Annotated in this window: 11 protein-coding genes; 1 reads left to right on the top strand and 10 read right to left on the bottom strand. The window is 41.7% G+C overall.

Going from position 1 to position 12,925, the window contains the following annotated elements:
- Window positions 1-189: 189 nt before the first annotated feature.
- Window positions 190-831 carry a DUF308 domain-containing protein gene (locus tag D8845_RS02725; protein WP_125452374.1) on the top strand — a complete coding sequence of 214 codons (642 nt, stop codon included), beginning with the start codon at window positions 190-192 and terminating at the stop codon, window positions 829-831.
- Window positions 832-885: 54 nt separating this feature from the next.
- On the opposite strand, the gene D8845_RS02720 is transcribed toward D8845_RS02725, so the two are convergent.
- From D8845_RS02720 to rpoC, 10 genes are all read right to left on the bottom strand, one after another.
- The gene (locus tag D8845_RS02720) at window positions 886-1,602 is read right to left on the bottom strand and encodes a YebC/PmpR family DNA-binding transcriptional regulator (protein WP_000532883.1); all 717 of its coding nucleotides are present in this window, start codon (window positions 1,600-1,602) and stop codon (window positions 886-888) included.
- A gap of 96 nt (window positions 1,603-1,698) precedes the next feature.
- Complete coding sequence (locus D8845_RS02715; RefSeq protein ID WP_125452373.1) at window positions 1,699-3,069, bottom strand: MATE family efflux transporter; 1,371 nt, start codon at window positions 3,067-3,069, stop codon at window positions 1,699-1,701.
- Window positions 3,070-3,183: 114 nt separating this feature from the next.
- Window positions 3,184-4,338, bottom strand: coding sequence for a recombinase RecA (gene recA / locus D8845_RS02710; RefSeq protein ID WP_125452372.1), 1,155 nt, complete (start codon window positions 4,336-4,338; stop codon window positions 3,184-3,186).
- A 54-nt stretch (window positions 4,339-4,392) separates the two neighbouring features.
- Window positions 4,393-5,649, bottom strand: a complete 1,257-nt coding sequence (locus tag D8845_RS02705) for a competence/damage-inducible protein A (protein WP_125452371.1) — start codon at window positions 5,647-5,649, stop codon at window positions 4,393-4,395.
- Window positions 5,650-5,716: 67 nt separating this feature from the next.
- Entirely contained in the window at window positions 5,717-6,757 is a 1,041-nt protein-coding gene (gene brpA, locus D8845_RS02700; RefSeq protein WP_125452370.1) for a biofilm formation/cell division transcriptional regulator BrpA, read from the bottom strand.
- A gap of 4 nt (window positions 6,758-6,761) precedes the next feature.
- Entirely contained in the window at window positions 6,762-7,283 is a 522-nt protein-coding gene (locus tag D8845_RS02695; protein WP_125452369.1) for a GNAT family N-acetyltransferase, read from the bottom strand.
- Complete coding sequence (tsaE, locus tag D8845_RS02690) at window positions 7,273-7,716, bottom strand: tRNA (adenosine(37)-N6)-threonylcarbamoyltransferase complex ATPase subunit type 1 TsaE (protein WP_125452368.1); 444 nt, start codon at window positions 7,714-7,716, stop codon at window positions 7,273-7,275. The genes D8845_RS02695 and tsaE overlap by 11 nt, the downstream gene beginning before the upstream one ends.
- A gap of 94 nt (window positions 7,717-7,810) precedes the next feature.
- On the bottom strand, window positions 7,811-8,431 hold the full coding sequence (locus D8845_RS02685) for a hypothetical protein (protein WP_173876612.1): 621 nt from the start codon (window positions 8,429-8,431) through the stop codon (window positions 7,811-7,813).
- Between the two features lie 135 nt (window positions 8,432-8,566).
- Window positions 8,567-8,986, bottom strand: a complete 420-nt coding sequence (ndk, locus tag D8845_RS02680; RefSeq protein ID WP_125452366.1) for a nucleoside-diphosphate kinase — start codon at window positions 8,984-8,986, stop codon at window positions 8,567-8,569.
- A gap of 259 nt (window positions 8,987-9,245) precedes the next feature.
- On the bottom strand, window positions 9,246-12,923 hold the full coding sequence (gene rpoC, locus D8845_RS02675; RefSeq protein WP_185757343.1) for a DNA-directed RNA polymerase subunit beta': 3,678 nt from the start codon (window positions 12,921-12,923) through the stop codon (window positions 9,246-9,248).
- Window positions 12,924-12,925 lie beyond the last annotated feature (2 nt).

Raw genomic sequence — 12,925 nt, 5'->3', positions numbered from 1 at the left:
TTGGTTCTCCTGAGAACTAAATAAGTTTTCATAAGAACTATTTTATCATTTTCAGAAAAGATGTCAAGAAAAAAGTTTCCTAGAGAACTATCTTAGTTTAAATTGACATTAGGCAATATCTTTTATATAATAAGCGCTAACTACTGTGGATAGAAATCCATTCACTCAATGAAGGGAGAAAACTTTCAAATGAAACCAGAAGAACAAAGAGTTTTAGGAATCTTAGCAACCATTTTTGGAGCCATCGCACTTTTAGGATCCTGGATCCCGTTTATTAACTATCTATCGTTGTTCATCGCCATCGTCGCATTTATCTTGGGGATTATCGGCCTTATCGTCAACCTCAAAAAACGGAAAACAATAGCTATTATCGGAACATCCCTGGCAGTTGCCTCTGTTGTACTTTTCTTTACGAGTCAGGCACTATACGCTGATGTCTACAAAGAGTATGCCAAGGAGTTTAACCGTTCCTACATGAATACGAGTGCCTCAATGGAACGCGAAGAAAAAAGCGGCTTGACAGACGATACCTTCGCCTGGACCCAAGAACAGTTCGACGCCTTAATCGAAGGTGACCTTGACAACAAAGGAAAAGGTGGTACCACCTACGAGGATATTATCAACAAACACGGAAAGCCAGATTCCGAGTTTGACTTCACTCTTGGGGGTTACAATACGAAAAAAATCACCTATATCTCTATTGGAGACAAGACTAAGACTGTTACCTTAACTTTTGCAAAACAGGACAATGGACAGCTCTTGCTCGTCCAAAAACATGCAGTCGGTCTAGGTCTAGAAAAAAGCAAGCAACAAAACGATTCTGAAACCTGAGTCTAAGTTCTAATATAAAAAGCGAACAGCTAGTAAGTCTGTTCGCTTTTTATATTAGAACCCGTCTACGTTCGTATAAATCTTTTGTACGTCTTCGTCGTCTTCAAGAACGCTGTAAAGTTTTTCAAAGGTTTCAAGGTCATCGCCTGACAATTCCACTTCTGACTGAGGAATCATTTCCAATTCAGTCACTTGGAATTCTTCGACACCTGACTCACGAAGGGCAACGATAGCCTTGTGAAGGTCAGTTGGAGCTGTGTAAACTGTGATTGTACCTTCTTCTGCTTCTACATCATCCACATCCACATCTGCTTCAAGCAATTGCTCAAAGACTGCATCGGCATCTTCACCTGCAAATACGATAACTCCCTTGTTGTCAAAGAGGTATGAAACCGAACCTGAAGCACCCATGTTTCCGCCATTTTTACCGAAGGCTGCACGGACATTGGCCGCTGTACGGTTGACATTTGAAGTCAAAGTATCAACAATCAGCATAGAACCATTTGGTCCAAAACCTTCGTAACGTCCTTCTGTAAAGGTTTCGTCTGTGTTTCCTTTAGCCTTATCCAAAGCTTTATCGATAACGTGTTTTGGCACTTGAGCTTGTTTAGCACGGTCGATAACGAATTTCAAAGCTGAGTTTGATTCTGGGTCTGGATCACCTTTTTTAGCTGCTACATAGATTTCTACACCAAATTTTGCATATACTTTAGAGTTAGCTCCATCTTTAGCCGTTTTCTTAGCTACGATATTGGCCCATTTACGTCCCATTAGGAATCTCCTTTTTTCACATTTTAATCTTTCTTATTATAACACAAGTTTTTTCGATTTTCACTAGAGGAAATGGATTTTATTTAGCAAATACAGCTAGGAGAGCACTTTAATTGCCAAGATGGCCTTGCCTTCTTTTATCAAGGGGTGACGGAAAAGCGAAAAGTACAGTTGAATGGTCATGGCAACCCAGATTAAGGGTTCGCAAAGGATAACTCCCTTATATCCTGCCCAAGGGATAATCAAAACCACAAAAGCGATTTTCCCGATTAGTTCGATAAAACTAGATACCAGAGGAAGGACTTTTTGCCCCAAACCCTGCAAACAATTGCGATAAATCAACAAGAGACTCAAAATGGGATAAAAAACTGAGCTGATTTGCAGATAGAGACTGCCATTTTCTACCAAGTAGCTATCCGTCGAACTAGCCAAGAAGGAAACCAAGGCTGGACTGGCAAAAAAGAGGAAGATACAAACAAAAACTGCCCAGGATATACTTAAACGACTGCCGATTCGAAGTCCTTGAACAATGCGGTCTGGTCGCTTAGCACCAAGATTTTGCGAAGCATAGGTCGTCATAGAAGCAGAAATAGCGGTCATAGGAAGAAGGGCAAAGGCCATAATGCGTCTAGCTGCCGTCTGGGCACTAATAATTACGGCACCAAAGGTATTAACAGAAGACTGTAAAATCACACTGCCGATGGACACAATTGAACTCATCAAGCCCATAGCCAAACCTTGCTCCAAGAGATCCGCGTATAAGACCTTGTCCCATTTGAAATGTTTAAACTGTGGCAAGAGTTCTGGCACACTTTTACGAATATAATAAAAGCAAAGAACCGCTGATAAGCCTTGCGAAATAATGGTAGCTAGTCCTGCGGATTGAACTCCAAGATGCAATTGCGTAATAAAATAGAGATCCAGAACCACATTAACCAAGGCAGAGAAAATCAGAAATCCAAGCGCTGCTAGACTGTCCCCAATGGACCGCAACAAACCTGCAAAGAGATTATAAGCAAAACTGACACCGACACAGGTCACAATCATAGAAATATATTGATAGGACTGAGGGAGGATTTCTGCAGGTGTATCCAGATATTGCAAGAGAGGATACAAACCAAGAAAGCCCAGTAGCATCACTACAACACTCAAAAGAGCACCTAAAATCCAGGTGGCTGCCACTGCTTCCTTGATTTTTGTAAAATTTCGAGCTCCATAATAGCGAGCAATAACAATCCCCATGCCATTTCCGACACCAAGAGTAAAACCTACAATCAGGTCAAAAATCGCTGTCGTAGCCCCTACTGCAGCCAAGGATTCTTGACCAAGAAAACGCCCAACGATTAAGACATCAGCAGTATTATAGAGCTGTTGAAAAATATTGGACAGCAAGATTGGGAAGGCGAAGCTTAAGAGCGAGGGAAGAATCGGACCATGTATCAGGTCCACTGTTCGTTTTTTATTCATAAGGCTATTATATCAGCTTTCTAGAGGAGCGACAAGAAACAGCAAACTATAGGCAATCTGAAATATTGAACAAAGAATCGAAAAAGCAGTGAATTTCTCCACTACTTTGACAGCTTATTCTTCAATTTCGATTTCAAGCTCATCGCCTAGGTCAAGAGTTACCTCTTCATTCACAGAATCTGCTTGAACTGCTTCATCTTTTTTGCTTTCAGCAGCTTCTTCTCCATCAATCAAACCAAATTGAACACGGACTTGATGATCAATCTCATCAAAGACTTCTGGGTGATCTGCCAAGTATTTCTTAGCATTTTCAGAACCTTGCCCGATTTTCTCATCCTTGTAAGAGTACCAAGCTCCTGCTTTTTTGATGATATCCAAATCGCTTGCGATTTTCAAGAGTTCACCAGTCTTAGAAATCCCTTCTCCGTACATGATTTCAACGAAGGCTTCCTTAAATGGTGGAGCTACCTTGTTTTTCACGACCTTGATTTTAGTTTCTTTACCGACATTGGTATCTTTTTGGTCACCAGTTCCCTTGATTTGTGTGCTTCCACGAACATCCAAACGCACTGAAGCGTAGAATTTCAAGGCACGTCCACCAGGAGTTGTTTCTGGATTTCCAAACATGACCCCAACTTTTTCACGCAATTGGTTGATAAAGATGGCAATTGTTTTGGTTTTATTGATAGAAGCACCAAGTTTACGCATGGCTTGACTCATCATACGAGCCTGCAAACCAACGTGGCTATCTCCGATATCTCCATCAATTTCCGCACGAGGTACAAGGGCAGCAACTGAGTCAACTACGACAAGGTCAACTGCACCTGAGTCAATCAATTTTCCTGCAATCTCAAGACCTTGCTCTCCTGAGTCTGGTTGTGACAAGAGCAATTCGTCAATGTTAACACCAAGGGCCGCAGCATAAGCTGGATCGAGGGCATGCTCCGCATCGATAAAGGCTGCAATACCACCTTCTTTTTGCGCTTGTGCAACTGCGTGAAGGGCAACTGTTGTCTTACCAGATGACTCTGGTCCATAAATTTCAATGATACGTCCCTTAGGATAACCACCTGAACCAAGGGCAATATCAAGAGCCAAAGAACCTGAACTCATCACTTGCACCTTTTGCTCGGCACGTTCACCCAAACGCATGATTGATCCCTTACCAAAGTCTTTCTCGATCAATTTAAGAGCGTCATTCAAGGCTTTTTCACGTTCTGCCCCGAATTTTTTTGAAATTTCATCTAATTTTTTTGGTTTTTTCGCCATTCTATTCTCCTACATTCTAATGGTCCTTAGACCTATCTACTATTATATCAAAAGTTAGTCACTTAATAAAGCCTTGCGAACTAGGTTAAAGGCATGCATAACCGCAATGTGACGTACATCTGCTCGACTTCTGCCTCCAATATTAACCTTGATGACCTCAGTTCCATGCTCTTGAGCCAAGCCTATGAAGACTGTCCCAGCTGGGTGTCCTTCTAGACTATCTGGTCCTGCCACTCCAGTCAAACTAAGGCCAAAATCAGACTGGGTCTTGATTCGTGCCTGCTCAGCCATCTTTTGAGCTGTAAATTCAGACACCACACCATACTCTTCCAAATCCTTGACAGGAATATCCAACATTTTTGATTTTTCATCCAAGCTATAGGTCACAAAACCACCCTTAAATATACTTGAAGCTCCTGAAAAATCTGCTACATTGGCTTGGAAAAGCCCTGCCGTCAAACTCTCTGCAGCCGTGATGGTTTTCCCTTGTTTTTTCAGTTCCTCTATCACAATGCTGGCCAAGCTGGACTCTTCCCCATAACCATAACAGAGGTCTCGTAAAGGAATTCCTTCGAAAGTCTGGTGATCCAAGATTTGATTTTCCAAGATATCCAGCGCCTGATTTGCCTTTTCTTGACTGCTAGCCTTTGTTGACAGGCGCAGAGTGACTTCTCCTGTCTTAGCATAAGGTGCCAAGGTAGGATCGGTCTGATTATCAATTAAATCAGCCAAAATCGTAACCAGCTGACTTTCGCCAATCCCAAAGAAACGAAGAACTCGGGAATATAGCTTGCTCCCTGTCATCAACTTGGGTAGAAGTTGGTTTAAGACCATGGGTTTTAATTCACTTGGTGGACCTGGAAGGACAACGTAGGTCACTCCATCGACTTCCAATATTCCTCCCACAGCCAGTCCTGTTTCATTTGGCAGTGGAGTCGCTCCTTCTACAAGTTGAGCTTGTCTTTCGTTATTCGGTGTTCGGGCATAGTCTGGTCGCTGGGCAAAAAAGACATCCAACTTCTCCTGAGCCTGAGGATCGAAGACTAATTCTTTCCCTAAAAATTTAGCCAGAGTTTGTTTGGTCAAATCGTCCTCAGTTGGTCCCAAACCACCTGTTAAAATCACCAGACTACTACGTTGACTGGCAATCTCAAGCAAAGACAAGAGACGAGCTTCATTGTCTCCTACAGCCGTTTGAAAATATACGTCTACCCCAATCTCTGCTAGTTTTTCCGATAAAAACTGGGCATTGGTATTGACAATCTGTCCTGTCAAAATCTCTGTTCCAACAGCAATGATTTCTGCTTTCATGTTTCCTCCTACCTATCTATTCGTATTTTTTTGAAAAAATCGCAGGAAATTTCCCACGATTTCATTATTAATTTTGTTCTATTTCTACACTTGAAGCATTCGTTGATGTAGCGGTTCTTCCAAGGGCCACTTCGTATAAAACAGCATTGGTTTCTACTTCAGTTACTTCCTCTTTACCTAGTGAACGGCGTAAGAGATTTTGCATTTCTAACATATGCTCAGTTGTAACAATCTGGTAAGAAATCCCCTGCAGTTCTGCATCTTCTCCACGCAATTGATGTGTTTCAATATTCTTGAAAGATTCTTGATAACCAAGTAATTGTGGAATACTTTTCGCTGACAAATCAACGTTTGTTTGCATATTGTCAGTCAAAGCTTTTAAAATCCCTTGATAATGACTCACACTGTTCAGACTCAAGACCTTCTCAACAATTTTTTGAATCACTTCACGCTGACGTTTTTGACGACCATAGTCTCCTTCAGGGTCTTGATAACGCATACGAGAATAAACAAGCGCTTCCTCACCATTTAAAGTCTGCTGTCCAACACCAATGGAAATTTTATTAAATTCTTCCTGGTCAGTAATCGAAATTGGGAAACCGAGTGTATTATTTACAGTCACCCCGCCAACTGCATCAACCAATTGTTGCAGCCCCTGCATATTCACCATAACGTAACGATCAATATGAATATTCATCATTTTCTGGATAGTTGAGATTGCCAATTCCGCACCACCACCAGCGTAGGCGGCATTTAGTTTAGCTTCCTCAACACTACCATCTTTTTGCTGAATTTTTGTTAAAATATCCCGTTCCAAACTCATCATGGTTGTTTTCTTTGTTTTAGGATTGACTGTAATGAGAATCATAGAATCACTATTTCCTTCCCAACGATCCGTACGTTCGATATTCCCAGTGTCCACTCCCATCAAAAGAATAGTCAGAGGCTCCGTCGCCTCAATTACATTTGTTTCTTCACCAATTTTTTTATAAGTTTTTTGACTCAACGTTGCTGTTCCCTGTTGATAAATTGTATAGGCATAAACTCCAACACCTAACACTGTTACTACTAGAAAAGCAAGCACTGTTCCGATTAATTTTTTAACCATATCATTATTCATCTATCAGTTTGCCCATGAGACAAACATCCAAAAATGTCCCTTCTTCTAGATAGGCTCCTCTTTCCTGCAATCCCTCCATGGTAAATCCCATTTTAGAGTATAGGTGAATAGCAGCCTCATTTCTTTTTTGTACACTTAGTTGCAAACGACGTAAAATACCACTTGATTTAGCCCACTCGATACCTTCCTCTAAAAGAATACCGGCCAAGCCTTGATTCCAAAATTTCTTTTGGACAACTAAAAAAATATCTCCGATATGCCGAACCCTTAAACGAGAATCTGCAGTAATATTCAGAACTCCTGCAATTGTATCATTTAATAAAGCTAAGAGAGTAATTTGATTTTCTGAACCAGCTTGTTTTTCGATAAAAAGTACCATTTCTGATTCGCTCATCATGATTCCCTCTTCATCTAAACTAGTAAAATCTGTTTCCTTGCTTACAAGATTTAAAAAAGCAATCAAATCAGTTGCATCTTGAACTTCAGCCTCACGAATACACAACTCATACTCCATCTGAAAGCTCCTTAAGAAGTTGTTCCGGTCTATAACCTTGGGCATTAAAGCGCAATTGACGGCCCTCATCCTCTTTTAGAATTTCCAATTCTAAATATGAATCTGGTAAATCCTCACCTAAAAGATGCCCCCACTCGATGACGGTCACCCCACCACCAAAGAGAAACTCATCCAAGTCAATAGAATCAGCGTCGCCCTCGATACGATAAACATCTAAATGATAAAGCGGAAGACGACCTTCATACTCTCTCACAATGGTGTAGGTTGGACTCTTAATCATCTGATGGATATCTAATCCCTTTGCTAAACCTTTTGTAAAAGTTGTTTTTCCTGCCCCCAACTCTCCAGTCAAAATTAAGACATCATTTTTTTTAAGCAGGTTTCCTAATCTTTCTCCAATAGCTAGAAGCTCTTCTTCATTTTTTGTGTACATGCTACTATTATACCAGAAAGTTTCTTTTTGTGTGAATTTTCTTTAAAATTTACTATTATAAATTTGGAAATCACTAGCACTTTAGCTGATTAACTTAAAAGAAAACAAACATACTAATCACAAATAAAATATCTCGAATAATATGGCCATAAAATGAAATTTCTCTCTGAATAGATTTTGGAAAAATAAATCGTGCACATAGAAATCCCAAAACTATATAGACAAGAATTGAAGAAATCGTCAAGGGATTTCTCAAAAAAATAACAGTTGCCAAGATGGATAACAATCCTGTTTTCTTCCTGTTCAGTAAATTTTCTAAATCACGATGGTATTTATCAAAAGGCAGAAAAATCCACAGATCAATACCTAGTAAAAAAAAGAATGACGGTAGAAAAAGATCAACCAAATCCTGCTGTAATTTGTTGTGAATTTGGATACTTTCTGATAAAACCAGACAAGATGCTAACAAGTTGACCACCAAAAGAATCGTATAAACCATCCAGACTTTCTTCTGAGAATGCAAAATGCTATGACGTTTCTGACCCGAGGTATGAAAGTAATTAATCCCAGCACAAAAGCTAGAAACTCCGACTATGAGAATTAAAAAATATACATTAACTTGTCTTAAAGATAAAAATGTTTCCTTCCACAATAAACAACTTCCAAATAAAATTTGAACGACAGCTAATAATAATAAAACACGAATTGATTTCATTATTTCCTTTTCCTCCCTACATGAAATTATACTCTGATAGGATTAGGAAATACTAATAGCCCCTAAAATGTCACATTCCGACGCTGAACGGTACAAAAAACAGTTCCATTACAATAGAACTGTTCTTGCACTTATTTAATTCTCAAACCAAAGAGCAATTTCTCTCTTAGCTGACTCTTCTGAATCTGAACCATGTACAACATTTGGGATAGCTTGGTTTTCTCCAGCAGCTTTTGCAAAATCACCTCGAATAGTCCCTGGCAAAGCTTCTTCTGGACGAGTTGCCCCCATCATGGTCCGCCAAGTTTCGATTACTTTGGGACCAGAAATGATGCCCACAAGAACTGGTCCTGAAGTCATGAATTCACGAATCGGTGGGTAAAAACTTTGGCCAACCAAGTCCTGATAGTGCTGGTCAATCAAGTCTTCTGAAAGCTGTGAACGCAACTCCAATTTTTCAATTATAAATCCACGTTGTTCAATGCGTTTCAACACCTCACCAACTAATCCTCTTTTTACACCGTCTGGTTTGATGATAAAAAATGTTTGTTCCATACTTGTCTCCTTTGTCAGCTTCTTTCTTTTATACTCTTCGAAAATCTCTTCAAACCACGTCAACGTCGCCTTGCCGTATATATGTGACTGACTTCGTCAGTTCTATCTACAACCTCAAAGCAGTGCTTTGAGCAACCTGCGGCTAGTTTCCTAGTTTGCTCTTTGATTTTCATTGAGTATTATTTTACCATATTTCATGGAAAAATGGAGAAAGTTTTCAGAAAAGAGAAAGAGAACCCGAAGGCTCTCTCATTCTCTTTTATTCTACTGTTTCTTCCACAGTTTCAACGGCAGCATCCACAACTACTTCTGTTGTTTCTTCATTTCCTTCTTCCTCTACTGGAGGATTAAGGTATTCTTCTTCGTTGATAGCTTGTGGTTCAAGGTTACGGTAACGGGCCATACCAGTACCTGCTGGGATGATCTTACCGATGATAACATTTTCTTTAAGTCCAAGGAGATGGTCTTTCTTACCGCGGATAGCTGCATCTGTAAGGACACGAGTTGTTTCCTGGAAGGAAGCCGCTGACAAGAAACTATTTGTTTCAAGTGAGGCTTTGGTAATTCCCATAAGAACTGGGCGACCTGTCGCTGGAACTCCACCTGCGATAAGGACATCTTTGTTGGCATCTGTAAAGTCATTGATATCCATGAGGGTACCCATGAGAAGATCTGTGTCACCTGGATCCATGACACGGACTTTACGGATCATTTGACGAACCATTACCTCGATGTGTTTGTCACCGATTTCTACCCCTTGGCTACGGTAAACTTTTTGTACTTCACCGAGAAGGTAAGTTTCAACTGACAAGACATCGCGAACTGCAAGGAGACGTTTTGGTTGGATAGAACCTTCTGTAAGAGCAGCACCACGCGCTACTTGGTCTCCAACTTCAACACGCATACGAGCGGTAAATGGAACGACATATTCACCTTCGCCAGTTTCACCCTTAACAAAGACTTTCTTGGTACGAGTTGATGCATCTTCTTCGATAGCTGTAACTTGTCCTTTAACCTCTGTGATAACCGCTTCCCCTTTAGGATTGCGGGCTTCAAAGATTTCTTGGACACGAGGAAGACCCTGAGTGATATCGGTATTTGAGGCAACCCCACCCGTGTGGAAGGTACGCATTGTAAGCTGTGTACCAGGTTCCCCGATAGATTGGGCAGCGATTGTACCAACTGCTTCACCAACTTCAACCGCATCACCAGTCGCCAAGTTGATACCATAACAGTGACGGCAGACACCATGACGAGTGTTACATGTAAATACAGAGCGGATAGTCACTTCTTCTACACCAGCATTGACAATTTCACGCGCCTTGTCTTCTGTAATCAACTCATTTGGACCGATAATCACTGCACCAGTTTCTGGATGTTTAACAGTTTTCTTAGTGTAACGACCATTGAGACGCTCTTCTAGAGACTCGATCATCTCTTTTCCTTCTGCGATAGAGCGGATTAAGAGACCACGGTCTGTTCCACAGTCGTCCTCACGAATGATAACGTCTTGGGCAACGTCAACCAAACGACGAGTCAAGTAACCTGAGTCGGCTGTCTTAAGGGCCGTATCGGTCATACCTTTACGGGCACCGTGAGTTGAGAAGAACATTTCGAGTACTGACAAACCTTCGCGGAAGTTTGAAAGGATTGGCAATTCCATGATACGTCCGTTCGGAGCAGCCATCAGACCACGCATACCGGCAAGCTGTGAGAAGTTTGAGATGTTACCACGGGCTCCAGAGTCCATCATCATAACGATTGGGTTCTTAGGATCTTGGTTGGCAATCAAACGTTTCTCTAGTTTTTCACGGGCAGCACGCCATTCAGCTGTAACGGCATTGTAACGCTCGTCGTCTGTGATCATACCACGACGGAATTGTTTGGTGATTTGTTCTACACGTTTGTGTGATTCTTCAATGATTTCAGCCTTGTCGTCAACGACTGGGATATCGGCAATACCCACTGTCAATCCTGCAAGAGTTGAGTGGTGGTAACCGAGGTTCTTCATACGGTCAAGTAGGGCAGAAGTTTCTGTCGTACGGAAACGTTTGAAGATTTCAGCGATGATATTTCCAAGATTTTTCTTCTTGAATGGAGGGTTAAGTTCCAGTTTGCTGATAGCTTCCTTGATATCTCCACCAAGTGGCAAGAAGTATTTAGCTGGAACGCCTTCTGTCAAGTTGGCATTGTTTGGTTCTTGCAAGTATGGTAGACCCTCTGGCATGATGTCGTTGAAGAGGATTTTACCAACTGTTGTAAGCAATACCTTGTGTTTTTGCTCTTCTGTCCAAGGCTTGTTGAGGCTGTCTGTTGCGATACCAACACGTGAGTGAAGGTGAACATAACCATTACGGTAAGCCATAACCGCTTCGTCACGGTCTTTGAAGACCATTCCTTCACCTTCACGACCAGCTTCTTCCATAGTCAAGTAGTAGTTACCCAAAACCATGTCCTGAGATGGAGTAACAACTGGTTTACCATCTTTCGGGTTCAAGATATGCTCAGCAGCAAGCATCAAGATACGAGCTTCTGCTTGGGCTTCTTCTGAAAGCGGTACGTGGATGGCCATTTGGTCTCCGTCAAAGTCAGCATTGTAGGCTTCACAGACAAGTGGGTGTAAGCGAAGGGCCTTACCATCAATCAAGACTGGCTCGAAGGCTTGGATACCCAAACGGTGAAGGGTCGGTGCGCGGTTCAAAAGCACTGGGTGTTCTTTGATAACTTCTTCAAGGATATCCCAGATACGCTCATCTCCGCGTTCGACCAAGCGTTTAGCTGCTTTGACGTTTTGCACAATATCACGCGCAACGATTTCACGCATCACGAATGGTTTAAAGAGCTCGATTGCCATTTCACGTGGCACACCACATTGGTACATCTTAAGAGTTGGACCAACGGCGATAACTGAACGTCCTGAGAAGTCAACACGTTTACCAAGCAAGTTTTGACGGAAGCGTCCTTGTTTACCTTTAAGCATGTGGCTCAATGATTTCAGTGGACGGCTACCTGGTCCTGTGATTGGACGACCACGACGACCATTGTCAATCAAAGCGTCAACCGCTTCTTGAAGCATACGCTTCTCATTTTGAACGATGATACCTGGTGCATTCAACTCAAGCAAACGAGCCAAACGGTTGTTACGGTTGATAACACGGCGGTAAAGGTCGTTCAAGTCAGATGAGGCAAAACGACCACCATCCAACTGCAACATTGGACGAAGATCTGGTGGAATAACCGGAAGGATGTTGAGAATCATCCATTCAGGCTTGTTTCCAGACTTGTAAAAGGCATCCAAAACATCCAAACGACGGATGGCTTTGACACGTTTTTGTCCAGTCGCTGTTTTCAACTCTTCTTTGAGTTCAGCAATTTCTTTTTCAAGATCTACTTGTTTCAATAGGTCTTGGATGGCTTCGGCACCCATTTTAGCAACGAATGATCCATAACCATACTCACGCAAGCGCTCACGGTATTCGCGCTCTGTCATGATAGACTTGTGCTCAAGTGGTGTATCCTTTGGATCAATCACCACATAAGCCGCAAAGTAGATAACTTCCTCGAGGGCACGAGGGCTCATATCAAGGGTCAAGCCCATACGGCTTGGAATCCCCTTGAAGTACCAGATGTGAGATACAGGAGCTTTCAATTCGATATGTCCCATACGCTCACGACGAACTTTTGTACGCGTTACTTCAACCCCACAACGGTCACAAACAATTCCTCTGTAACGAATGCGTTTATACTTACCACAAGCACATTCCCAGTCTTTTGTAGGACCAAAGATAACTTCATCAAAGAGTCCTTCACGTTCTGGTTTCAAGGTACGGTAATTGATTGTTTCAGGTTTTTTGACTTCTCCATAAGACCATGAACGGACTTTGCTTGGAGAAGCTAGGGTGATTTGCATACTTTTAAAACGATTTACATCAACCACTA

This window comes from Streptococcus mitis (assembly GCF_003942865.1).
GTDB classification, from domain to species: domain Bacteria; phylum Bacillota; class Bacilli; order Lactobacillales; family Streptococcaceae; genus Streptococcus; species Streptococcus mitis_BI.
This window is presented reverse-complemented; position numbering and strand designations above follow the sequence as displayed.

What these genes read in the sequence shown, in the direction of transcription:
- ndk (WP_125452366.1), bottom strand. Translation starts at nt 8,986, where the DNA reads ATGGAACAAACATTTTTTATCATCAAACCAGACGGTGTAAAAAGAGGA.
- D8845_RS02695 (WP_125452369.1), bottom strand. Translation starts at nt 7,283, where the DNA reads ATGGAGTATGAGTTGTGTATTCGTGAGGCTGAAGTTCAAGATGCAACT.
- D8845_RS02715 (WP_125452373.1), bottom strand. Translation starts at nt 3,069, where the DNA reads ATGAATAAAAAACGAACAGTGGACCTGATACATGGTCCGATTCTTCCC.
- D8845_RS02685 (WP_173876612.1), bottom strand. Translation starts at nt 8,431, where the DNA reads ATGAAATCAATTCGTGTTTTATTATTATTAGCTGTCGTTCAAATTTTA.
- D8845_RS02720 (WP_000532883.1), bottom strand. Translation starts at nt 1,602, where the DNA reads ATGGGACGTAAATGGGCCAATATCGTAGCTAAGAAAACGGCTAAAGAT.
- D8845_RS02705 (WP_125452371.1), bottom strand. Translation starts at nt 5,649, where the DNA reads ATGAAAGCAGAAATCATTGCTGTTGGAACAGAGATTTTGACAGGACAG.
- recA (WP_125452372.1), bottom strand. Translation starts at nt 4,338, where the DNA reads ATGGCGAAAAAACCAAAAAAATTAGATGAAATTTCAAAAAAATTCGGG.
- brpA (WP_125452370.1), bottom strand. Translation starts at nt 6,757, where the DNA reads ATGGTTAAAAAATTAATCGGAACAGTGCTTGCTTTTCTAGTAGTAACA.
- tsaE (WP_125452368.1), bottom strand. Translation starts at nt 7,716, where the DNA reads ATGTACACAAAAAATGAAGAAGAGCTTCTAGCTATTGGAGAAAGATTA.
- D8845_RS02725 (WP_125452374.1), top strand. Translation starts at nt 190, where the DNA reads ATGAAACCAGAAGAACAAAGAGTTTTAGGAATCTTAGCAACCATTTTT.